Below are 22,297 nucleotides of genomic sequence, written 5' to 3'. Positions count from 1 at the left end.
CCTTCGGTTGGGCTGATTGCCGGGGGTCGGCAGGGGCCAATCTCGAAGATCCATTCGTGGTCATGCTAGGTCCGCCGCGGCGTCCCGTCGATCCCCTCGGTAGTCCACCGTGGTCGGTCAGGGAGTCGGTGGCGTCACCGCGATGATCAGGTGGGCGCGCTGGTCGCTGGCGTTGCGGTAGAGGTGCGCCAGGCGCGAGTCGAAGGTGACCGACTCGCCCGCGGTGAGGGTGTACGACTCGCCGCCGATCTCGGCGACGACCTCACCGGTGATGACGATCGCGCACTCGGTCGACGGGTGCGCCCACGGTTCGGCCGAGCTGGCGTCGCCGGGTGCGAGGTGGGCCTGGAGCACCTCCAGGTCGCCGCGGCCGGGGGTGAGTCGTTCGTAGGTGATCTGGCCGGGTGGCGCGGCCAGTCTGGTCCGGGCGCCGACGCGGCTGACGTGCACCGGTGGCGCCTCGGGCTCGGAGAACAGCTCCGCGATCGAGGTGTCGAAGACCTGGGCGAGCTTCCGCAGTGTGGAGAGGCTGGGGTCGGTTGCGCCGTTCTCGATCTGGCTGAGCAGGGCGGGGGACACGTCGGCGGCTGTGGCGAGCTGACGCAGCGTGAGGGAGTGCTGCTGACGCAGGTCGCGGAGTCGGTCACCGAGCATGTGTCCTCGTTCCAAATACAGTGTGGCTGAATCTTGATTGACCAAACTATACGGCCATGTTTAGGATCACTAAACATCGGGCGGCGATGTTCAGCTCAAGTGAACAAGCCGCATCGAGGCGCGAACCGGACGCCTGCCGCCCGGTCTACATCCAACCCCGAGACGACGCCCCCGAGAAGCCCGCGACGCTGTCATCCCATCGGCCCGGCCGATGCGTGGTGTCGCCCGCCGGACGTCGACGCCCCGCGGATCCCGCACGGCGGGCCGCGCGATACGAAGGTAGGAACAGCATGTCGGTGTCTCCCCGCCGGCTCCTCGCCGGAGCGTCCGCTCTGGCGACGCTGGCCGTCCTCTCCGTCAGCGCATGTAGCGCCGGCGGCAGTGGTGGAAACGCGAACGGTACGGCCAAGACCCTCACCGTGAACACCTCGTTCGTGCTCAAGACCCTCGACCCCGGCCGGGTCTACGAGGCAACCGGTCTGACCGCCGTGCACGCCCTCTACGACACCCTGCTCACCTTCAAGGGCTCGGACGTGAGTAAGCCGGTCCCCGCGCTGGCCGAGTCGTACCAGGCGTCGCCGGACGCCAAGACGTTCACCTTCAAGCTCCGGCAGGGCGTGACGTTCGCCGACGGCAGCCCGCTCACCGCCGACGACGTCGTCTTCTCGCTCAACCGGCTGAAGAACATCAAGGGCAGCCCCGCCGTCACCGTCAGCGGCCTGACCGTCACCAAGACCGACGAGAGCACAGTCGTGGTCGCCTCGGCCACCCCCGACCCGAACATCCCGGTGGTGCTGTCGATGCCGTCGACAGCGGTGCTCAACTCCAAGGTCGCCAAGGAGCACGGCGCCCGCGACGGCGCCGACGCCGCCCAGGGCGACACCGCGCAGCAGTACCTGGACACCAACTCCGTCGGCAGCGGCCCGTACGTGCTGAAGTCCTACGACCCGTCGTCGCAGGTGGTGTTGGAGGCGAACCCGAAGTACTGGGGCACGAAGCCGCAGTTCTCCCGGGTGGTGCTGCGCAACATGGATGTGCAGACCCAGAAGCTGACCATGCAGCGCGCCGAGGCCGCCGAGATCTCCCTGGACATCTCCGGCAAGCTCCTCGACGGACTGCCGGGCAGCCTGCAGACCTCCGGCGTGCAGGACACCGTCTACTTCCTCTTCCTCAACGCCGACCCGGGCGTCTCGGCGGTCACCTCGAACCCGAAGTTCAACCAGGCCCTGCGCGCCGCCATCGACTACCAGGGAATCGCCGCCCTGTACGGCAAGGGCGCCGCCCCCGGCGCCGGGCTGGTCGCGCCCGCCTTCCCGGGCGCGCTGCCGGCCGGCGAGGAGTCCAAGCGGGACGTGGCAAAGGCCAAGGCGCTGCTCACCGAGGCCGGCCTGACCAACCCGACAGTCAAGTTCACCTACCCGGCCATCACCTACAAGGGTGTGGACCTCGGCACTGTGGCCACCAAGGTGCAGGGCGACGCCGCCGAGGCCGGTATCAAGCTGGAACTCAACCCGCAGCCGCTGACCACGTTCCTCGACGAGATGCGCGGCGGGAAGTCACCCCTCGGATTCACCCCGCAGAGCCTGAACTACCCGGTCGCCGACTCACTGATCAACAACATGGCACCGGGCCAGGCGACCGCGCTGCGCTCCGGCTGGACCGTCGAGCGCGCCGACCCGGCCGTGGTGGCCGCCGGCAAGAAGGTCACCGCGACCCTCGACCTGGCCGGTCGGGCCACCGCCATGCAGGAGTGGCAGCGGCTGATGAACGCGTCCTCGCCGTACCTGGTGCTGGCCAGCAACTCCTCCATCGTCGTGGCGACCACGGACCTGACCGGGGCGGACTACACCGCCGCCGGTTGGCAGGTGGACGTCGCCGCGGTCGGCCGCAAGTAGTCCCGACGACATGACGACAGTCCACGACGGTGAGCCGGGCGCGGTCGCCACGACCGCGTCCCGGCCCCGGGGTGCCCACCCGCTGCTGATCTTCCTGGCCAAGCGGGTGGCGGTCACCGCCGGTCTGCTGCTCGGCGTCACAGTGGTGACGTTCGGTCTGGTCAACGTGGTCCCCGGTGACCCGGTCACCGCCAACCTCTCCGACCAGGCGCTCAACGACCCCGGCGCGGTGGCCGCCTTCCGCGAGAAGTGGGGCCTGGACCAGCCGCTCTGGGCCCAGTACCTGCACTACCTGGGCAACCTGCTGCACGGCGACCTGGGCCACTCCCAGCAGACCGGGCGGGCCGTCCTGGACGACCTGCTGCACTACGTGCCGGCGACCCTGGAGCTGGCAGTGCCGAGCATGGTGTTGGCGCTGCTCATCGGCACCGGGGTCGGCATGCTCGCGGCGGTCCGCAACGGCCGGTTCACCGACCAACTGGTCCGGGTCGGCGCCCTGCTCGGGCTCTCCACCCCGCCGTTCTGGCTGTCCCTGGTAGTGCTCTACGTCTTCTTCTACCAGCTCGGCCTGGCCCCCAGTGGCGGGCGACTCTCCACGGACTTCAGCCCTCCGCCCACCGTCACCGGCATGTACACCGTCGACGGGGCGCTCGCCGGGCAGTGGGACGTCGCCTGGGACGCCGCCCAGCACCTGTCCCTGCCGGTGCTCGTGCTGACCTCGCTGACGGTGGCGATGCTGGTCCGCTTCGTCCGCTCGGCGATGCTCGAGGTGCTCCAGCAGGACTACATCCGGGCCGCGTACGCCAAGGGTCTGCCGACCCGCGTGGTGCTGCGCCGGCATCTGCTGCGCGCCGGCCTCGTCCCGGTGGTCACCGTCTCCGGCCTGGCGTTCGCCTCGCTGCTCTCCGGGACGGTGCTTGTCGAGAGCATCTTCGGCTGGCCCGGCGTCGGCCAGTACGCGTACCGCAGCGCCACGGCGCTGGACCTGCCCGCGATCCTCGGCGTCAGCCTCTTCGTGGCACTGGTCTACACGCTGGTCAACCTGACAGTCGACCTGCTGTACGGGCTCATCGATCCGAGGATCCGGTTGTCATGACGACACTTGCAGACCCGAAGGCGGAGCGGGCCCTGGGCCGACGCCGCTGGCTCGGCCGACTGCGTGGCGGCTCGACCAGCCGACCGGTCTGGCGTCAGCCGATCACAGTGGTGGCGTTGACCATTCTCGGTGGATGGTTGCTGCTGGCGTTGCTCGCCGACGTTCTCGCACCGTACGACCCGCTGGCGCAGAGCGCTGACACGTACGCGTCGCCCTCCGGGGCGCACTGGTTCGGCACCGACTCGCTCGGCCGCGACATCCTCAGCCGGGTCATCCACGGCGCCCGGCTGTCCATCCCGCTGGCCCTGGCCATCGTCTCCCTTGCCCTGCTGGTCGGCGGGCTGCTCGGGCTGGTCGCCGGATACGTCGGCCGGTTCGTCGACGAGGCGCTGATGCGCCTGACCGACCTGGTGTTCGCGTTCCCGCAGATCATCCTGGCCATGGCGGTGACGGCGGCGTTCGGCCCGAACACCCGCAACGCCGTGCTGGCCCTGGTCATCGTCTCCTGGCCGGTCTACGCCCGGGTCATCCGCAGCGCCGTGCTGAGCATGCGTGGCGACGACTACCTCAACGCCGCCCGTCTGCTCGGCGTCGGGCCGATCCGGGCGTTGCGCCGCGACGTGCTGCCCAACAGCATCGGCCCGGCGATCGTGTTGGCCACCCTGGAGCTGGGCAACGCGGTGCTGCTGCTCGCCGCCCTGTCGTTCCTCGGCCTGGGCCCGCGCCCACCGGCCGCCGAGTGGGGCTCGATGGTGGCCCTCGGCGCGCAGGACCTGTCGATGTGGTGGGTCAGCGTGTTCCCCGGCCTCGCCATCCTCACAGTGGTGATGGCCTTCAACGTGCTCGGCGACGCGCTGCGCGACCGGCTCGACCCCCGCTACACGAAGGGACGCTGAGGTGGCACCGCTGCTCGACGTCGACTCCCTGGCCGTCACCCTGCCCTCACCGCGTGGTCCGCTGCCGATCCTGCACGACGTGTCGTTGACAGTCGACGAGGGGGAACTGGTCGGCATCGCGGGGGAGAGCGGCTGCGGCAAGAGCCTCACCGCGCAGACCCTGCTGGGGCTGCTGCCCCCGGGGGCAGCGGTCACCGGCTCCGCCCGGTACGCCGGCACCGAACTGCTGGGCCTGGACGCCCGGGGCTGGCAGCGGGTCCGTGGCGTCGGCATCGCCATGGTTTTCCAGGACCCGAGCGCGGCCCTGCACCCGATGCTCACTGTCGGGCGGCAGCTCACCGAGCACATGCGGGTGCACCTGCGGATGGACCGTCGAGCTGCCGGTCGGCGCGCTGTGGAGCTGCTCGACCAGGTCCGCATCCCGGACCCGGAGCGGGCGCTGCGCGCGTACCCGCACCAGTTCTCCGGCGGAATGCGGCAGCGGGTGGCCATCGCCATCGCGCTGGCCGCACGGCCCCGACTGCTGATCGCCGACGAACCGACGACCGCCCTCGACGTCACGGTGCAGGCCGGCATCCTCGCTCTGCTGGAACGGCTGCGCGCCGAGACCGGGCTGGCCGTCGCGTTCATCACCCACGACCTCGGGGTGCTCAGCGCCCTCACCACCCGTGGCTACATCTTCTACGCCGGGCGGGTCGTCGAGACCGGCCCGACGGGCAGCCTGCTCACCGCCCCCACCCACCCGTACACGGCCGCGTTGCTCGGCGCCCGACCGCACGGCACCCAGACCGGCGGAACGTTGCGGCCCATCCCGGGCGCCCCGCCGGCACCCGGCGAGGCACCGCCGGGGTGCCCGTTCCAACCCCGCTGCGGGTACGCCGAACCGTCCTGCGGCGAGGCCCCGCCCCCGCTCACTCCCGCCGGCGCCGACCGATCGGTGGCCTGCGTGGTCCGTCCGCACCTGGAGGTGGCCGCGTGAACACCACAGCGCCCGCGCGACTGTCCTTCACCGGCGTCGAGGTCGAGTACCGATCCCGAGGGCGTGGCCGGGTGCGGGCCGTCGCCGGGGTCAGCCTGGAGGTGTCGCCCGGCCAGATCGTCGGGCTGGTCGGCGAGTCCGGGTGCGGCAAGTCCACCCTGGCCCGCGTCGCGGTCGGGCTGAGCGCACCGAGCGCCGGCACCGTCGAGTACGCCGGTCGACCGGTCACCCCGCTGGGCTGGCGGCCCCGCTCCGGTGCCGAGATCGGCCTCCAGATGGTCTTCCAGAACCCGTACGCCTCGCTGAACCCCCGGCGCACCATCGGCTCCCAACTCCTCGACGGCGTGCCGGCCGCGGTCACCGGGTCGGCCCGCCGAGCCCGGGTGCACGAGCTGCTCGAACGGGTGGCCATGCCGACAAGCGCCGCCCAGCGGTATCCGCACCAGTTCTCCGGCGGTCAGCGGCAGCGCCTGGCGATCGCCCGCGCGCTCGCCCCGGAACCCCGGATGATCATCGCGGACGAGCCGGTCACCGCGCTGGACGCCTCGTCCCAGGCCCAGGTGGTCAACCTGCTCGTCGGACTGGTCCGCGACCTCGACATGGGCATGCTCTTCATCTCCCACGACCTGGCGCTGGTGCACGAGATCGCCGACGTGACCGCCGTGATGTATTTGGGCCGGATCGTCGAGGCCGCACCCACCCGCGAGCTGTGGCGCGAGCCCCGACACCCGTACACCCGGGCGTTGATCGACGCGGTGCCGCAGATCGGGCCCACCCCGCGCCTGCCCGCCATCCTCGCCGGGGAGGTGCCCGACCCGGCCAACGCGCCCACCGGGTGCCGTTTCCGGCCACGCTGCCCGCACGCGTTCGCGCCCTGCGGGGAGCAGCCGCCCACAGTCAACCTGGGCGGCCGCAGCGTCGCCTGCTGGCTCACCGATTCCGCGACGGCCCCGACCGTCGCGCGCTCACTCTGAGGACACCCATGCGCAACCCCACCGAACAGGTACTGGTCAACCTCGCCCTCTACGACGGTGTCCAGGACGCCCTCCAACCGGATCGCGGCATCTGGATCGACGCCGACGGGATGATCCGTGCCGTCGGTCAGGTCGACGACGTCCTCGCCGAGGCCGGCGCGGCCCGCGTGGTCGACCTGGGCGGTGAGCACGTCATGCCGGGTCTGACCAACATGCACGTCCACCTCTCGCTGGGGCTGCCCGGCCACCTCGCCGACACGGTGCACGGCGCGAACCTGGCCGAGCTGGTGCTGCTGATGGCCGACTCGGCCCGGCGCACCCTGCACTCCGGTGTCACCACCGCCCGCCTCGTCGGGGAGAGCCGGTACGCCGACTTCGCCCTGCGTAGGGGGATCGAGGCCGGCGCTGTCGACGGCCCGCGCATCTTCACAGCGGGGCACGCGCTCTGCTGCACCGGCGGGCACGGCTGGGAGGCCGACGCCCTGGAGGCCGACGGCGCTGACGGGTTCCGTCGGGCCACCCGCGAACAGCTCCGCGCCGGCGCCGACCTGATCAAGGTCTGCATCTCCGGTGGGATCGCCGGCCAGCACGAGGCGATCGACACCCCGCAGCTGCTCGACGACGAGATGGCGGCTGTCATCCGCGTCGCGCACGACTGGGGGCGCAAGGTCACCGCGCACGCCGGCCCGGCCGACTCGGTCCGCCGTGCCGTCGAGCTGGGCCTCGACTGCGTCGAGCACGGGTACGAGCTGACCGACGACGTCACCCGCCTGATGGCCGAGCGGGGTGTCTGGTACGTGCCGACGATCGTGGTGAGCCGCTGCGAGCAGTTCTTCCGCGACTCCGGGGTGCCCGGCTGGCTGATGGACCGGGCCCTCGCGGCCGGCCCCCGACACTGGGAGAGCCTCCAGCACGCCATCCGCAACGGCGTGCCGATCGCCCTGGGCAGCGACATGCCCCCGCACGCCGGCTACGACGAGACCACAGCGACCATCCGCGAACTGGAGTTCATGGTGGACGCGGGGATGCCCGTCGCGGACGCGCTCAAGGCCGCCACCACCCGCCCCGCGCAGTGGCTGGGCCGTGCCGACACCCTCGGCACCGTCGAGGCCGGTAAGCACGCCGACCTGCTGGTGCTGCGCGACGACCCGACCCGTTCGGTCTCCGCGTTGCGCACCCTGCACGCGGTGCTGAAGGGCGGGGTGGCGTACCGCGACGACCACGGCCGGCTCGGCGTACCGCGATGAGCAGCATCACCCAGGTCGCCGACGGGTACCTCGACGCGCTCGCCGAGCTGGACCCGCAGGCGGCCGAGGCGGTGGGGCGTACACCGGTGTCGCACGTCCCGGATCTCTCGCCGGAGGGTTTCAACGCCCGCGCCGAGCTGGCGCGACGCACCGCGACGGCCGCCGCCGCGGCGACCACGCACGACCCCGGCGAGCGGTCTCTGGCCGACGCCCTGCTCGACCGGCTGGCCAGTGAGGTCGACCTGTACGACGCGGGCTTCACCACCCGACTGCTCGCCCCGCTGGCCACGCCTGTGCACCTGCTCCGGCAGCTCTTCGACAACCTGCCCCGGCACAGCGAGGACGACTGGGCGGTGGTCGCCGACCACCTGCACCAGGTGCCCGACGCCCTCGACCGGTACGCCGCGACGCTGCGCCGATCGGCACAACAAGGACAACTGGTCGCCCGCCGTCAGGTGCTGGTGGTCGCCGACCAATGCACCTCCTGGGTCACCGCCGACTTCTACGGGCGGTTGGTCGACGGCTGTCCCGACGACCCGCTCGCCGCCCGGCTGCACCGGGGCGCACGGCTGGCGACCGCCGCCACCGCCGGTTTCGCCGCGTTCCTCCGCGCCGAGCTGGCACCCGCCGCGTCCGCCGTGGACGGTGTGGGCGACGACCTGTACCGGGTCACCGCCCGCAGCTTTCTCGGCGCGACGGTCGACCTCGACGAGGTGTACGCGTACGGCTGGGCGGAGTTGGCCCGCACCGCCGCCGAGCTGCGGACCGTCGCGGGCGAGTTGGGCCACTCGCGGGTGGCCGCCGCGCGGGCGGCCCTGGACGCCGACCCGGCCGGTCGGGTGGCGGCCGGGCCCGCCCTGGAGGAGTGGCTGCGCCAGCGCACCGAGCAGCTGACCGATGCCCTCGACGGCACCCACTTCGACATCCCGTCCGCCACCCGCCGGGTGGTGTGCCGGATCAGCCCCGCCACGTCCGGGGTCATGTACTACACGCCTCCCGACCCGGCGTTGACGCGTCCCGGCGCGATCTGGTGGTCGGTGCCCACTGGCGAGTCGACAGTGCCGGTGTGGCGGCACGTCGGCACGCTCTGCCACGAAGGGCTGCCCGGCCACCACCTGCAGCACGCCGTCACCCTCACCACCGCCGCCCTGCACCCGTGGCAGCGCACCCTCTGCCAGGTGCACGGGTACGCCGAGGGGTGGGCGCACTACGCCGAGCGCCTCGCCGACGAGATCGGCCTGTACGCCGGCCCGGCCGAGCGGCTCGGCATGCTCGACGGCCAGATGTGGCGGGCCGCCCGGGTGGTCATCGACCTGGGTCTGCACCTCGGGCTGCCGATCCCGGCCGGCAACGGTTTCACCGAGGAGCGCCACTGGACGCCCGCGCTCGCGGTGGACGTCCTCACCCGCGTCGCCGGCCTGGACGCCGAGACAGCGCGCTTCGAGGTCGACAGGTATCTCGGCTGGCCGGCGCAGGCCCTGGCCTTCAAGGTCGGCGCGCGGCTGTGGCAGCAGGCCCGCCGGGACGCCGAGCGCCGCGAGGGTGCGGCCTTCGACCGGAAACGCTTCCACCACACCGCGTTGGCGCTCGGACCCATGGGACTGGATCCGCTCCGCGCCCGCCTGGCCGACCTGCCCTGACCCCCGCACCGCCGTACCCGATCGGAAGTGACAGCCGATGAGCGATGAGCTCCGCACCACAATCACCGACCTGTACCGGTCCCTCGGCGACCGGCAGGCCTTCGACGCGCACCTGCACCCCTACCTGACGTTCTGGGAGTCCGACGCCGACGGCCTGCTGTCCGGCCTGCCGGCGCTCGACGACCTGCGGGACCGGCGGGCGACCCGTGCGACGGGGTCGGCGCCGACCTCGGTGGCGCCGGAACACCTGCGTGCCGACGCCTGGGGCGACACCGGTCTGGTCCGCTACGTGCTGCGGGCCCGCTTCGCCGACACCCGGCCGGACGAGTGCTTCCGGGTGACCGACGTCCTGCGCCGCGAGGACGGCTCCTGGCGCATCGTGCACCACCACGCGGAGGCCGTGCGATGAGCACCGAGGAACCCACCACCGACCTGTACGACCTGCGGGTCGTTGTGGAGCGGATCGAGGGCCGCTCGGTGTGCGGCCTGAAACCGGGCGACCACATCGACCTGACCGGCTCCAACCGGCTCACCATCCCCGCCGGGGGGCACTTCTGCCTCTACGCCCTGGCGGCGTGTTTGCCGTTGCTGCCGGCGAAGCAGCGGGCGCTGGCCGAGGGCGACTGGATGGCCCGGGACAGCCACGTCGCCTGCCCGGACCCGGACGAGCGGCTCATCATGCGCATCGAGCGGACCGGCCTTCAGCGCATCCCCACCGAGGAGCTGACGTGAGCGCTGGGCTGGTCGGCATCGGCCTACAGTCCGACAAGTCCGCCGACGAGTACGCGGAGCTGGCCGAACTGACCGAGCGGCACGGCTTCGACGTGCTGTCGGTATTCGGCGACCTGATGTACCAACCGCCGATCTTCCCGCTGCTGGTGGCGGCCCGACATACCCGGCGGATCCGCCTGGGCGCGGCGTGCCTCAACCCGTTCACCATGCACCCGGTGGAGGTCGCCGGTCAGGTGGCCGCACTGGACCTGGCCTCGCAAGGTCGGGCCTACCTGGGCCTGGCCCGGGGCACCTGGCTCAACGAGATCGGCGTGCCGCAGGTCCGTCCGATCCGGCGCATCGTCGAGACGGTCGCCGTCGTGCGGCTGCTGCTCGCCGGCGACGACAGCGGTTTCCAGGGCGGGGAGTTCACAGTCGCGCCGGGCACGTCACTGCGGTACACGCCGGCCCGTGCCGACGTTCCGGTCCTCGTCGGCACCTGGGGGCGGCAGACCGCCCGGGCAGCGGCGGGCTTCGCCGGCGAGGTCAAGGTCGGCGGGTCGGCAAACCCGGCGATGGCCCGGATGATGCGCGCGTGGCTGGACGACGCGGCGGTCGCCGACCGGGACGGCACGGGTGTCGTGCTCGGCGCGGTCACCGTCGTCGACGAGGACGGCGCGCTGGCGCGTCGGGTGGCCCGCCGGGAGGTGGCCATGTACCTGGCGGTGGTCGCCGCCCTCGACCCGACGATCGAGGTGGACCCGGAGCTGCTGACCCGGATCCAGCAGCACGTCGGCCGCCGGGAGGACGACCTCGCCGGCGCGCTGATCGGCGACGACCTGCTCGATCTGTTCGCCTTTTCCGGCACGCCCGAGCACGTCGCGGGGCAGGCCGCGGCGGTGTTCGACGCCGGGGCGAGCCGGGTGGAGTTCGGCACCCCGCACGGGTTGACGCCGCGCGGCGGCATCGACCTGCTCGGCAGGCGGGTGCTCACACTGTTACGGGCGTGAAAACCTCCTCGTCGAAGGCTCCCCGTGGATCGTTCACCTGCATATGATCTTGGCGGAGCCGCCCGAAGAGGCGGTTTCGTCCACATTAGACGAGGAGCAACATGCTCAGGAAAACGCGATGGCTGTTGGCCGTCGCCGTCACGGCCACGACGCTGACCGCCCTACCGGGCGGCGCCGCCACGGCCGGACCCAGCGACATCGGTCAGACCGGCACACCCGCAGCCACTGCCGACGGCAAGACGCACACGGTCACCCTGCTGACCGGGGACGTGGTGACCGTACGAGACACCGGATCCGGCTGCCCACAGGCCACGATCCGGCCGGCCGACGAGAACGCGGTGATCCACCAGAGCTGCGGCCCCGACGGTCACCTGCACGTCATCCCCGCCCGCGTCGCGTCCCAGCTCGGCTCGGTGCTCGACCCCGACCTGTTCGACGTCACCACGCTGATCGCCGACGGCTACGACGACGACAACGCAGCCGAGCTGCCGCTCATCGTGCAGCCCGCCACCGCGTCCGCGCGGGTGGCAGCGCTCGGTGACGTGCTGTCGCTGCCCAGCATCGGTGCGGTCGCCGGCCGCGTACCCAAGAAGAGCCCGGCCACGGCGAAGCTCGCCACCAACTCACTGCTCGCCGGCGCGAAGAAGGTCTGGCTCGACCGCAAGGTCCGGGCCACCGCCCTGACCGGCGGTGGGCGACCGGCCGGCCTGGACCGCAACCTGGGCCAGATCGCCGCGCCGGACGCCTGGAAGGCCGGCTACACCGGCAAGGGCGTCCGGGTAGCGGTGCTCGACACCGGTGCCGACTTCACCCACCCGGACCTGGTCGGCCGGGTCGCCGACCGGGCCGACTTCACAGTCGAGGGCGGTGACGCCGTCGACCACAACGGCCACGGTACGCACGTCGCCTCGACCATCGCCGGCACCGGCGCGGCCGCCCACGGTCAGCGTCGCGGCGTGGCGCCGGACGCCAAGCTGGTGGTCGGCAAGGTTCTCGACGACAACGGCTTCGGCGACGACTCCGGCATCATCGCCGCCATGGAGTGGGCCGCCACCCGGGCCGACGTCATCAACATGAGCCTCGGCGGCAGCGACCCGGACGACGGCAGCGACCCGCTGTCGCTCGCCGTCGACGCGCTGAGCAAGTCCACCGGCGCGCTCTTCGTCATCGCCGCCGGCAACAGCGGCGGCGCCATCTCCTCGCCGGGCTCGGCCGCCAGCGCGCTGACAGTCGGCGCTGTCGACCGCAACGACAAGCTCGCCGACTTCTCCAGCCGCGGCCCGCTGGTCACCAGCAACGTGGCCAAGCCGGAACTGGTCGCCCCCGGTGTCGACATCGTCGCCGCCCGAGCCGCCGGCACCAACCTTCAGGACCCGATCGACAGGTACTACGAGGCGATCAGCGGCACCTCGATGGCGAGCCCGCACGCGGCGGGCGCCGCCGCGCTGCTCGTCCAGCGCCACCCGGACTGGACCGGTGAGCGACTCAAGGCCGCCCTCGTCGGCGCCGCCGACCCACTCAGCGGCATCGGCCCGTACGCCGTCGGCGCCGGCCGGCTCAACGCGGCCCGGGCCCTCGGCGGCCCCACCAGCAACCAGCCGGTGGTCAATCTCGGCACCTTCGCCCACCCGCAGTCCGGGACCAGCGAGACGAAGCTGGGCTGGACCGGTGAGTCGACGGCCGTTCTCGACCTCGACGTGTCGGTCGTCAACCACGACGGCCAACCGGTGCCGCGTGGCGCGGCGTCGCTGTCGACGAGCCGGCTGACACTCAAGCGCGGCGCCACCGCCGCGGCGACCCTGCGGGTCAACCGTGCGGCGCTGGCCGCCCGACCGGGCTTCTACCTGGCCACCGTCACCGCCCGTTCCGGCCGCAAGCTGGTCGCGACGACCCCGGTGAGTTTCTACGTCGAGCAGCCTAGCTACGACCTGACGATCCAGACGAAGCCGCTGCCGGGCCTGAAGGACGGCGCGGAGAGCTGGATCAACCTGATGGTCACCAACCTCACCGACCCGGTGATCTACTACGGCGGTGCGGGCGGCACGCCCGGAGACACCTTCACGCTGCGGGTGCCGGCCGGCCGGTACGCGATCCTCGGCTCGTCCGTCGCCTACTACGTCGACAGCGACGTGCTGGAGACGACGCTCGCCGCCGAGACCGACCTGGAGGTGCGCGCTGCCCGAAGCGTGATTCTCGACCCGGCGCGGGCCAAGCCGGTGACGGCGACTGTCGACGGAGTGCCCACCACGCCCACCCGGACCGACCTCACCAACGTCCAGACCGCGCCGAACGGCCTGTCCTGGTGGCACCAGATCAGCGGGTACGGGGCCAAGACGACGGTCCGCACCACGGCGCTGCCCAAGCCCACCGTCGGCTCCCGGCGCACCTGGGCGGCGGTCAACCTGGACTCGCCCGCCGGCACCGCCACGCCGTACCGCTACAACCTGGTGCACGAGTACGCGGGCGGCGTGCCGGCCGACCCCGCCTTCCGGGTGAACAAGGCCGAGCAGGCCAAGCTCGCCCGGATCGAGGAGCGCTTCCACCAGATGGACTCGGAGGGGATGGTCACCCAACTGATCCGCGGCGGCTTCACAGCGGACGGGGTGCCGGTGACGCAGACCCACGAGGGGAACCTGCCGCCGTACCGCACCGACTACCTCTCGGCCGGCTACCGCTGGGCCGACGAGGGTGTCTACGGTGGCCTGTCGGCCCAGGAGGCCCCCCGCACCTACCAGCCGGGCAGCCGTCAGACCAAGGTCTGGGCGCGGCAGCCGCTGCACTCCGGCTGGTACGACGACCCGGCCGGCGTGGACCACAGCTGCGCCACCGCGCCGTCGCGGACCCGGGGCAACCTGCACATCGACCTGGTGTCGCTGACCGACCAGCACCAGCGGGCCGACTGCCTCCAGGGCTCCGCGATCGGGGTGAACCGCAAGCTGTCGTTGTACCGCAACGGGAAACTGGTCGAGGAGCGGGACCGCCCGCTGGCCGACTTCACAGTGCCGCAGCAGGTGGCCGACTACCGGCTGACCCTCGACGTCGACACGAGCCTGATCCTGCCGATCTCCACCACTGTCAACACGTCGTGGACGTTCCGGTCGGCCGGACCTGACGGCACCGGGAGCGTGCCGCTGCCGCTGCTCGCTGTGGACTACGCGCTGCCGATGGACACCAACAACCACGCCACTGGCGGAACTGCGGAACTGGCCGTGCGGCAGATGCGGGGCATCAAGGCGCAGAAGGTGACGTCGTTCCAGGTGTGGACCTCGACTGACGACGGTGCCACCTGGAAGTCGGCCCGGGTCACCGGCAGCGGCGACAGCTACCGGGTCGCTCTGCCGACGGCCGTCGCCGGGCAGCCCGTGTCGTTGCGGGTGAAGGCCGCCGCCAACGGCGGTAGCGGAATCGACCAGACCATCATCCGGGCGTACCACGCCGGCTGACAGTCGACGCTGTGGTGCGGCCCGGCTCCGGCCGGGTCGCACCACAGTGCCGTCGGAGCGGTGCTCATCTCGGGGTGGCTCGTGGCGCTCTCCTGGCGAACACGCGACGAGGTTGCCTGACCGTTGAGGCGGTTCTCGTCGTAGGCAGGTGACAGCATCACGTCATGGCCACAGCGAAGCAGCCAGCAACCGTTCCGACCGCGATCAGCGTCGACGACTTCCTGGCCGCCAACCCCGACGAACGTAGGCGGGCCGACACGGGGCGGCTCCGCGCGATCATGGGTGAGCTGACCGGGGAGCCGGCGGTGATGTGGGGCCCGAGCATCGTCGGCTTCGGCAGCTACCACTACACCTACGCGAGCGGGCGTAGTGGCGACGCGGCCCTGGTGGGGTTCTCGCCGCGCAAACAACACCTCGTCCTCTACCTCACCGGCGACGGTCTCGAGGAGCGGGACGCCGCGCTCCTTGCCCGGCTCGGCCCGCACCGCGCCGGAAAGGGGTGCATCTACCTGAAGCGGCTCGACGACGTCGACGAGAGCGTGCTGCGGCAGCTGGTCGAGCGGACCGTCCAGGCGCACAGGGGCGTCGACCGGGCCAGCCGCCGATGAACCGCCGACGTCACTGGCCCTCCCAGACCGCCTTCGCCCCGGAGTCGCCGGTGCGCACCACGTAATACACGGTGACGGCGGCGGCCACCAGCGACAACACCTGCAACGCCAGGGTCAGCGGCCGACCCTGCCGTCCGTCCGCGCTGGCGTCGGCGGCCCTCGGCGGGACGAGCCGGACCAGCGCCAGGGCCACCACCCCCAACCCGATGCTGGCGTAGAGCGTGATGTCACCGAACTCCTGGTGTGCCTCCAGCTTCGGCAGGAACTCGGGGGTGACCCGGTTGGCGGCGCGCAGCCGCTCGAGGAAGGCGTCGCCGGAAAGCTTCGTCAGCAGGGCGGCGACCGGCGCGCCCACGGCGAGCAGCCCCAGCACCCACCGGGTGTGCGGCCGGATCGGCGGGACGAACGCGTAACCGACAGTCAGCAGGGCCAGCAGCGGCACGAACGCGACAGCGGCGTGCAACAGCAGAGGGTGGGCCGGGATGCCCATGAACTCCTCGAACATCGGCGTCTCCTCAGGTGACATCGGCCTGGACGTTGATCGTCCACAGAGGGACGCTATCGGTACCACGCGGGCGTGTCATCCCCGTCGATCGCTCAGGTCGCCGCCGCGCGTACGCCGAGGCCGACCAGGAGCACGCCGGTCAGCCGATCGAGCAGTCGTCGCACCGATGCGGTGCGCAGCAACCGGGCGGCGGCACCAGAGACGACCGTCCAGCCGGCGAGCCAACAGGTGGCCAGCGCGGCGTGCGCCGTGGCGAGAAGCACCATCGGCACCAGCACCGGTCGGCCCGGTTCGAGGAACTGTGGTGCCAACGTGAGGTAGATGGCGGCGGCCTTGGGGTTCAGCACGTTGCCGAGCAACCCTTGCAGGTACGGGTGGTCCACGCGCCAGGGCAGCCTTCGGGCGGAAACCGTCGGTCGCCGTCCCGCCTCCGTGCGACGGCGCGACGCGGACCAGAGCATCCAGAGCCCGAGCCCGACCAGATAACCGGCCCCGACCAGCTTGACCACCCAGAACGCCTGCGACGAGCGAAGCACCAGCGCGGCCAGGCCGACAGCGGCCAGTGTGGCGTGCACGTAGAGCCCGGTCACCGTACCCAGGATCACCCACCAGCCCTGCCGCCGCCCGCCGCTGGCGACCCGCGAGACGACCAGGGTCAGGCTCGCGCCCGGTGTGGCGGTGATCGGCGCGACGGCGAGCAGGAAGCCGAGCACAGCGACCCCTCGCATGCTCAGACCACCACCCGGTAGTGGGTGGTGAGCAGCCCGGCGTCGTCGTACACGTGGAACGCGACGCCGGGCGGTTGGGTCTGGGTGGTCAACAGGCCCTCGCCCTCCCACGGCATCCGCAGCGTGGAGACCACACCGGGGGCGATCCGCAGTGGACAGCCCGCGAAGGTGCTCGCGGCGGCGGTGTGGACAGCTCGTCGGTGAGCCAGGCCATCGTCTCCTCGTCCAGGTGACCGTCGTCCGCGCCGGGCACTGAGGAGTCGGCGAGGAGGAAGACCGCCCCGGCCACGTCGTGGCGGGCGTTGATCGGGCCGGTGCCGCCGCGGTCGTCACCGAGTAGACCCTTGCGGTACGCGTCGCGCACATCATGGTTGCCTGGACAGAGCATGACCGGCAGCGGGGAGTCGAAGAGCTTCGCGGCGGTCTCGTACTCGGCCACCTCGCCGTGGTCGGCGATGTCCCCGGTGATCAGGATGGCGTCGACAGGTCGAGGTAGGCCGTGCAGGTAGTCCATCACCCGGGCGGTCCGCTCGGCCGACCGGGGATGGCTGTCGAGGTGGGTGTCACTGAGATGCGCGATGACCAGCACGAAGGATCTCCTAACGGCTATCAGTGTCGAAGCCGTTAGGGACGCTACTCCGGGCCGGGTCGGCCACCGCAGCGTGACAGCCGCCGCGGTCAGCTCCGCGAGCGCGGCAGGCAGTCTTTCTTGTACTTGAGGCCCGACCCACACCAGCAGGCGTCGTTGCGCTCCGGCGGCCAGGCGATCCGTGCGCTGGGCCGCGCCGACACCTCGGCCGCGTAGCCGGCCCGGACCGCCGCGTCGGCCGGATCGCCGCCGCGTCGACCGGCGAACGCGGTCAACCCGGCCACTGTCGCACCGAACACGCCCAACCCCGCCTGACCGGCACCCCGCAACCGAACCAACTCCGTCTCCAACCGGCCCCGGTGAGCGTCCCAGTCCGGCCCGTACACCTCGGTGAGGGCGGGGTGCTCGGCGAGCAGGCGATCGAACTCGGCCCTTGGCCAGAAGAGCAGATCCGACTCGGCGTCCCGACGCTCCCCGGCCCGACGCACGAGCTGGGTCTCCAACCGGTCCGCCAGGTCGTCCTGCCGGTCGTGCGGCAGGTTCAGATTCCGGCGTACCCGATGCCGTTGTTGCAACAGGAAGAAGGTGACACCGGGCGCGTCCGGCGGACCGAGATCGACGACCGGGTCGATCGCGGTGCTGGCCGGTCCGGACGCGGCGGTCGCGCGTTCGTCGAGCACTCTGTCGGCCGCCTCGCTCAGCCACGTCTCAGCGGTCGCCGAACGCCCACCGGCGTCCAACGCGGCACTGACGTAGGCGGGGGCGTCGGGCTGCACGAGCAGCAACGGGCGCAACGCGGTCAACTCCGCCATCGCCTCGTCGTCGCGCCCACCGGCCCGGAACAGGGCGCGGGCCCGCAGCGCGCGGGCGAACCCGGCCCGAGGGTCGTCGCCGGACGGGTACGCCGCCAGGGCCTGCTCCGCGTACCGCAGCGCGGCCTCGGGCCTGGCCCGGATCTCCGCGATCTCGGCGGCCAGCGTGAACGCGTCCCCGGCGTCGTCCGGATCCTCCAACCGGCCCTGCTCGGCGGCCTCCGCGAGGTTGGCGGCGACACCGAGCGGATCGGCCGTCCCGAGCGCCGAACGGCGAAGTTCGGCGAGGTCAGCCTTGGTGAGTATCTCTCTCGTCGGCACGATCTCACGGTACGTCGGGGTGCTGATGGTATGCGGGCAGATCACCTGTTACGCCGCTCTCATGCCGCCTCTCATGCCGCCCGCGGGCGGACTACGACCACGCGCCGGCCGCCGCAGCCTGGACGGCGTAGCTGTCGAAGTCGAGCGGGTCCCGTCCGAGAACCCGACGTACCCCGTCGGTCGGTTCGGCGAGATGGCCCGCCCGCATCCCGGCGAACAGAGCGTTCAGCGCCGTGGCCGTCTCCTCCGGATAACCCTCAGCGAGCAGTTCCGCGTGGTACTGCTCCGGGGTGAGCTCCAGGTAGCGGATCGAACGGCCGCTCACCCGGGCGATCGTCGCCACCGCCGCGGCGAAGGTGAGCGCACGAGGACCGGACAGGTCGTACACCTGTTCGTGGTGACCGGGCGACGTCAACAGCGTCGCGGCCACGTCGGCGACGTCCTGAGCGTCGACGAACGGCTCCGGCGTGGTGCCCATCGGCAGGGCCAGCCGACCGTCGAGCAGTGGTTGGCGCCAGAGATCCTCGCTGAAGTTCTGACTGAAGTTGTTCGCCCGGATGATCGTCCACTCGATGCCGGATTTCCGCACCGCCTCCTCGGCGGCGAGCATGCCGGGGGAGAAGTCGCCGATCTGGTCGATCCCGCGCCCGGACAGCGCCACGAACCGGCCGACACCCGAGTCGACCGCCTGGGTCACGAAGTCGGTGGCCAGCGCGGGGTCCTCCGGCGCCAGCAGGTAGACGGCCGAGGCGCCCGCCAGGGCAGGTCGCCAGGTGTCCCGCCGCGACCAGTCGAACCGCACCTCACCGGAGCGAGAGGCAGCCCGGGCGTGCCGACCCGCCGCCCGCAGCGTCTGGACCAGCCGACGACCGGTCTTGCCGGTGCCGGCCATCACGAGTATCGAAGGTGCGTCAGTCGTCATGACCACGAGTCAACGCGCCCGGTCGAGGGCGGGACATGTCCTGTCGTACGCCAGGCATGTCCGATCGTCCGCGGTCCATCCTCCGCGATCTATCGTCGGTGACATGGACCCGTTCGACAGTCTGCTGCGCGGTTTGCACGCCAACGGCGCTGCCTTCGGCCGGTCGGTGCTGACGCCGCCGTCGGCGCTGCGGTTCACCGACGGCGCCCCGCTGACGCTCTGCGTCCCGATGCGCGGCGAAGGCTGGATCTCCCACCCGGAGAGCGACAAGCCTCGCCTGGTCCGGGTCGGCGAGGCGGCCACCGTGCGTGGGCCCGCGCCGTTCGTGTTCTCCGCCGAGCCCCGGTCGAGCTTCGAGCCCGGGGAACTGCGAGACGTCCGGCGCGGCCAGACCGGGGTGGCCGACCCGGTCGGCGCGGACCTCACCGAGCGCCTCGTGCTGCTGGTCGGGGTCTACCACGTCCGGCGTCGGGTGCCCCAGCGGTTGCTGGGCGCGCTGCCGCCGGTGCTCGTCGTGCCGGAGGACCAGGACTGCGCCGCGCTGCGCGACTACCTGGACGCCCAACTCGACGCGGGTCGGCCCGGACGCCAGGTCGTGCTGGACCGCCTCCTGGACTGGCTGTTGGTGTGCACGGTGCGCGACTGGTTCGACCAGCCGGAGGCCGCGGCCCCCGGCTGGTACCGCGCGCTGAGCGACGACACTGTCGGCCCGGTGCTGCGCGCCATGCACGACGCGCCGGGCCGGCCGTGGACCCTGGCCAGCCTGGCCGCGCAGGCCGGGGTGTCCCGGTCCACACTTGCCAAACGGTTCACCGCGATGGTGGGCGAACCGCCGCTCACCTACCTGACCGACTGGCGCATGACACTGGCCGCCGACATGCTCGCCGAATCGACTGCGACCGTCGCCGCCGTGGCACGTCACCTCGGGTACGCGGACGCGTTCGGCTTCAGCGCGGCCTTCAAACGCGTGCACGGCATGAGCCCGAGCGGGCATCGACGGGTCACCCGGGTCGACGCCACGGCGGCCTGAGCGGCTGCTCTTTCAGGCCCAGAGCCGGTCGACGAGTGGTCGCAAAACCAACTAACTACTGTCATCTGCCGTCAACCCGTCGTCGGTAGCGTCCGGTCGCCAGTTTCCCGACCAGATCGCACAAAGGCGGAGTTATGGGCACAGTGGATCGCCGTACGTTCCTCAAGGCGATGGGAGTTCCCGCGATCGGCGCGGCGCTCCCGTTGGACCTCAGCAAGGCGCTCGCCATCCCGGCGAACAACCGGACCGGCACGATCACTGACGTCGAGCACGTCATCATCCTGATGCAGGAGAACCGCTCCTTCGACCACTACTTCGGCACCATGCGCGGCGTACGCGGATTCGGTGATCCCCATCCGGCGACACTGCCGTCCGGCAAGGACGTGTGGCACCAGCCCAACGGGGCCGACGAGCTGCTGCCCTTCCGCCCCGAGGTGAAGGATCTCGGCCAGACCTTCCTGCCGGACCCGCCGCACGGCTGGAACGACGGGCACGCCGCCTGGAACGACGGCCGGTTCGACAAGTGGGTGCCGAACAAGGGCGTCACGGCGATGACCTACCACACCCGCCAGGACCTGCCGTACCACTACGCGCTCGCCGACGCCTTCACAGTCTGCGACAGTTACCACTGCTCGCTGATGGGCCCGACCGACCCGAACCGTTACCACATGTGGAGCGGCTGGGTCGGCAACGACGGCAAGGGCGGCGGCCCGGTCATCACCAACGCCGAGGCCGGCTACGACTGGTCCACGTACCCGGAGCGGCTGGAGCGCAACGGCATCTCCTGGAAGATCTACCAGGACGTCGGCACCGGCCTCAACGCCGCCGGGTCCTGGGGCTGGACGAACGACCCGTACATCGGCAACTACGGCGACAACTCGCTGCTCTACTTCCACCAGTACCAGAACGCGCAGCCCGGGACGCCGCTGGCCGACAGGGCCAAGACCGGCACCGAGGTCAGGACCCAGGGTCGCGACCCGGAGGCGCTGCTTGCCGACTTCCGCGCCGACGTCGAGGCGGGACGCCTGCCGGAGGTCTCCTGGATCACCGCGCCCGAGGCGTACACCGAGCACCCGAACTGGGAGCCGGCGTACGGCTCCTGGTACATCTCGCAGGTCATCGACATCCTCGCCTCGAACCCCGAGGTGTGGAGCAAGATGGCGCTCTTCATCACCTACGACGAGGAGGGCGGCTTCTTCGACCACGTGGTCCCGCCGACGCCCCCGCAGACCCGCGAGCACGGTCAGTCGACGGTGCCGACCACCAACGAGATCTTCCCCGGCGACGCCGACCACCCGGCCGGGCCGTACGGCCTCGGCATCCGGGTGCCGATGGTCATCGTCTCGCCGTGGACGCGCGGCGGGTACGTCAACTCGCAGGTCTTCGACCACACCTCACTGATCAAGTTCCTGGAGGCGCGGTTCGGGCACGGCCGGCCGGACCTGATCGAGAAGAACATCACCCCGTGGCGGCGGGCCGTCGTCGGCGACCTGACCACCGCGTTCGACTTCCGGCACCCGAACCGCTCGCGCGAGGTCAGGTTGCCCGACACCGAGGACTTCAAGCCCGAGGACTTGGTCCGGCACCCCGACGAGGTGCCGGTCCCGCCGGCGGACCAGCGACTGCCGAAGCAGGAGCACGGAGTACGCCCGGCGCGGCCGATCCCGTACACCCTGCACGCCGACGGGCGCCGCGGTGACGACTCGTTCCGGATCGACTTCCGCAACTCCGGCGGGGTCGCCGCTGTCTTCCAGGTCCGCGAGGCGGGCAGCGCGGACGCCCCACGCAGCTACACCGTCGAGCCGGGCAAGCACCTGACCGACACCTGGCCGGTCACCCCCGATTACGACCTGTCGGTACACGGACCGAACGGGTTCTTCCGCCGGTTCACCGCCGGTCGGTCCCAGCTCGACGTCACCCCCGCCTACGACGAGCACGACTACAAAGTGGCCCTGACCCTCAAGAACCGAGGTTCGAAGCGGGTCGAGGTGACCGTCCGGGACGGGTACAACACCCGGCCGGTCAAGCTGTCGCTGCGCCCCGGCGAGACCGAGCGCGTCACGTGGGCGCTCGCCCGCACCCACGGCTGGTACGACCTGACGGTCTCCGTCGCCGGTGACGCCGACTTCGCGTACCGCTGCTCGGGTCACGTCGAGAACGGCAAGGACAGCATCAGCGACCCGGCCCTCGGCGGGCTCGTCTAGGGCGCTCCGACCCGGCGCGGGATGACGCGCGCG

General features: G+C 71.6%; 19 protein-coding genes and 1 pseudogene. 14 read left to right on the top strand and 6 right to left on the bottom strand.

The window, feature by feature from the left end; genetic code table 11:
* Nucleotides 1-117 precede the first annotated feature (117 nt).
* On the bottom strand, nucleotides 118-654 hold the full coding sequence (locus AB0C20_RS01150; protein ID WP_124772961.1) for a helix-turn-helix domain-containing protein: 537 nt from the start codon (nucleotides 652-654) through the stop codon (nucleotides 118-120).
* 290 nt (nucleotides 655-944) lie between these two features.
* Between AB0C20_RS01150 and AB0C20_RS01145 the strand changes: the two genes are divergently transcribed.
* From AB0C20_RS01145 to AB0C20_RS01090, 12 genes are all read left to right on the top strand, one after another.
* Nucleotides 945-2,549, top strand: a complete 1,605-nt coding sequence (locus AB0C20_RS01145; protein WP_357566976.1) for an ABC transporter substrate-binding protein — start codon at nucleotides 945-947, stop codon at nucleotides 2,547-2,549.
* Nucleotides 2,550-2,559: 10 nt separating this feature from the next.
* On the top strand, nucleotides 2,560-3,645 hold the full coding sequence (locus AB0C20_RS01140) for an ABC transporter permease (protein ID WP_357179729.1): 1,086 nt from the start codon (nucleotides 2,560-2,562) through the stop codon (nucleotides 3,643-3,645).
* On the top strand, nucleotides 3,642-4,541 hold the full coding sequence (locus AB0C20_RS01135; protein ID WP_357179732.1) for an ABC transporter permease: 900 nt from the start codon (nucleotides 3,642-3,644) through the stop codon (nucleotides 4,539-4,541). Before AB0C20_RS01140 ends, AB0C20_RS01135 begins: the two co-directional genes overlap by 4 nt.
* Nucleotide 4,542: 1 nt before the next feature.
* Nucleotides 4,543-5,520, top strand: a complete 978-nt coding sequence (locus AB0C20_RS01130; protein WP_357179735.1) for an ABC transporter ATP-binding protein — start codon at nucleotides 4,543-4,545, stop codon at nucleotides 5,518-5,520.
* Nucleotides 5,517-6,494 carry an ABC transporter ATP-binding protein gene (locus tag AB0C20_RS01125; RefSeq protein WP_357566975.1) on the top strand — a complete coding sequence of 326 codons (978 nt, stop codon included), beginning with the start codon at nucleotides 5,517-5,519 and terminating at the stop codon, nucleotides 6,492-6,494. Before AB0C20_RS01130 ends, AB0C20_RS01125 begins: the two co-directional genes overlap by 4 nt.
* Nucleotides 6,495-6,502: 8 nt before the next feature.
* Nucleotides 6,503-7,741, top strand: coding sequence for an amidohydrolase family protein (locus AB0C20_RS01120; RefSeq protein WP_357566974.1), 1,239 nt, complete (start codon nucleotides 6,503-6,505; stop codon nucleotides 7,739-7,741).
* Entirely contained in the window at nucleotides 7,738-9,381 is a 1,644-nt protein-coding gene (locus AB0C20_RS01115; protein WP_357566973.1) for a DUF885 domain-containing protein, read from the top strand. The genes AB0C20_RS01120 and AB0C20_RS01115 overlap by 4 nt, the downstream gene beginning before the upstream one ends.
* Nucleotides 9,382-9,418: 37 nt before the next feature.
* Nucleotides 9,419-9,790: a nuclear transport factor 2 family protein gene (locus AB0C20_RS01110; protein WP_357566972.1), complete on the top strand. Its 372-nt coding sequence runs from the start codon at nucleotides 9,419-9,421 to the stop codon at nucleotides 9,788-9,790.
* Entirely contained in the window at nucleotides 9,787-10,113 is a 327-nt protein-coding gene (locus tag AB0C20_RS01105; RefSeq protein WP_357179750.1) for a TIGR04076 family protein, read from the top strand. The genes AB0C20_RS01110 and AB0C20_RS01105 overlap by 4 nt, the downstream gene beginning before the upstream one ends.
* On the top strand, nucleotides 10,110-11,102 hold the full coding sequence (locus tag AB0C20_RS01100) for an LLM class flavin-dependent oxidoreductase (protein ID WP_357566971.1): 993 nt from the start codon (nucleotides 10,110-10,112) through the stop codon (nucleotides 11,100-11,102). The genes AB0C20_RS01105 and AB0C20_RS01100 overlap by 4 nt, the downstream gene beginning before the upstream one ends.
* A gap of 101 nt (nucleotides 11,103-11,203) precedes the next feature.
* The gene (locus tag AB0C20_RS01095) at nucleotides 11,204-14,545 is read left to right on the top strand and encodes a S8 family serine peptidase (RefSeq protein WP_357566970.1); all 3,342 of its coding nucleotides are present in this window, start codon (nucleotides 11,204-11,206) and stop codon (nucleotides 14,543-14,545) included.
* A 164-nt stretch (nucleotides 14,546-14,709) separates the two neighbouring features.
* Entirely contained in the window at nucleotides 14,710-15,153 is a 444-nt protein-coding gene (locus AB0C20_RS01090; protein ID WP_357179759.1) for a DUF1801 domain-containing protein, read from the top strand.
* A 10-nt stretch (nucleotides 15,154-15,163) separates the two neighbouring features.
* On the opposite strand, the gene AB0C20_RS01085 is transcribed toward AB0C20_RS01090, so the two are convergent.
* The 5 genes and pseudogenes from AB0C20_RS01085 to AB0C20_RS01065 form a co-directional block, all read right to left on the bottom strand.
* Nucleotides 15,164-15,679: a DUF2231 domain-containing protein gene (locus AB0C20_RS01085; RefSeq protein WP_357566969.1), complete on the bottom strand. Its 516-nt coding sequence runs from the start codon at nucleotides 15,677-15,679 to the stop codon at nucleotides 15,164-15,166.
* Between the two features lie 71 nt (nucleotides 15,680-15,750).
* Nucleotides 15,751-16,386 (bottom strand): LysE family translocator, encoded by a 636-nt coding sequence (locus AB0C20_RS01080; protein ID WP_357566968.1) that lies wholly within the window; start codon nucleotides 16,384-16,386, stop codon nucleotides 15,751-15,753.
* A 2-nt stretch (nucleotides 16,387-16,388) separates the two neighbouring features.
* Nucleotides 16,389-16,975, bottom strand: a pseudogene (locus AB0C20_RS01075) (metallophosphoesterase).
* 89 nt (nucleotides 16,976-17,064) lie between these two features.
* A complete protein-coding gene (locus AB0C20_RS01070) occupies nucleotides 17,065-18,108 on the bottom strand; it encodes an SEC-C domain-containing protein (RefSeq protein WP_357566967.1) in 1,044 nt (347 codons plus the stop codon).
* Nucleotides 18,109-18,199: 91 nt separating this feature from the next.
* Nucleotides 18,200-19,030, bottom strand: a complete 831-nt coding sequence (locus AB0C20_RS01065) for an NAD(P)H-binding protein (protein WP_357566966.1) — start codon at nucleotides 19,028-19,030, stop codon at nucleotides 18,200-18,202.
* A 103-nt stretch (nucleotides 19,031-19,133) separates the two neighbouring features.
* Between AB0C20_RS01065 and AB0C20_RS01060 the strand changes: the two genes are divergently transcribed.
* Both AB0C20_RS01060 and AB0C20_RS01055 read left to right on the top strand, forming a co-directional pair.
* On the top strand, nucleotides 19,134-20,060 hold the full coding sequence (locus tag AB0C20_RS01060) for an AraC family transcriptional regulator (RefSeq protein ID WP_357566965.1): 927 nt from the start codon (nucleotides 19,134-19,136) through the stop codon (nucleotides 20,058-20,060).
* Between the two features lie 134 nt (nucleotides 20,061-20,194).
* On the top strand, nucleotides 20,195-22,264 hold the full coding sequence (locus tag AB0C20_RS01055) for a phosphocholine-specific phospholipase C (RefSeq protein WP_357566964.1): 2,070 nt from the start codon (nucleotides 20,195-20,197) through the stop codon (nucleotides 22,262-22,264).
* Nucleotides 22,265-22,297 lie beyond the last annotated feature (33 nt).

It is taken from the genome of Micromonospora sp. NPDC048843, from assembly GCF_040649965.1.
In the GTDB taxonomy this organism is placed as follows: Bacteria; Actinomycetota; Actinomycetes; order Mycobacteriales; family Micromonosporaceae; genus Micromonospora; species Micromonospora hortensis.
Note: the sequence above shows the minus strand (reverse complement) of the source record. Positions and strands in the feature narration are given on the sequence as shown.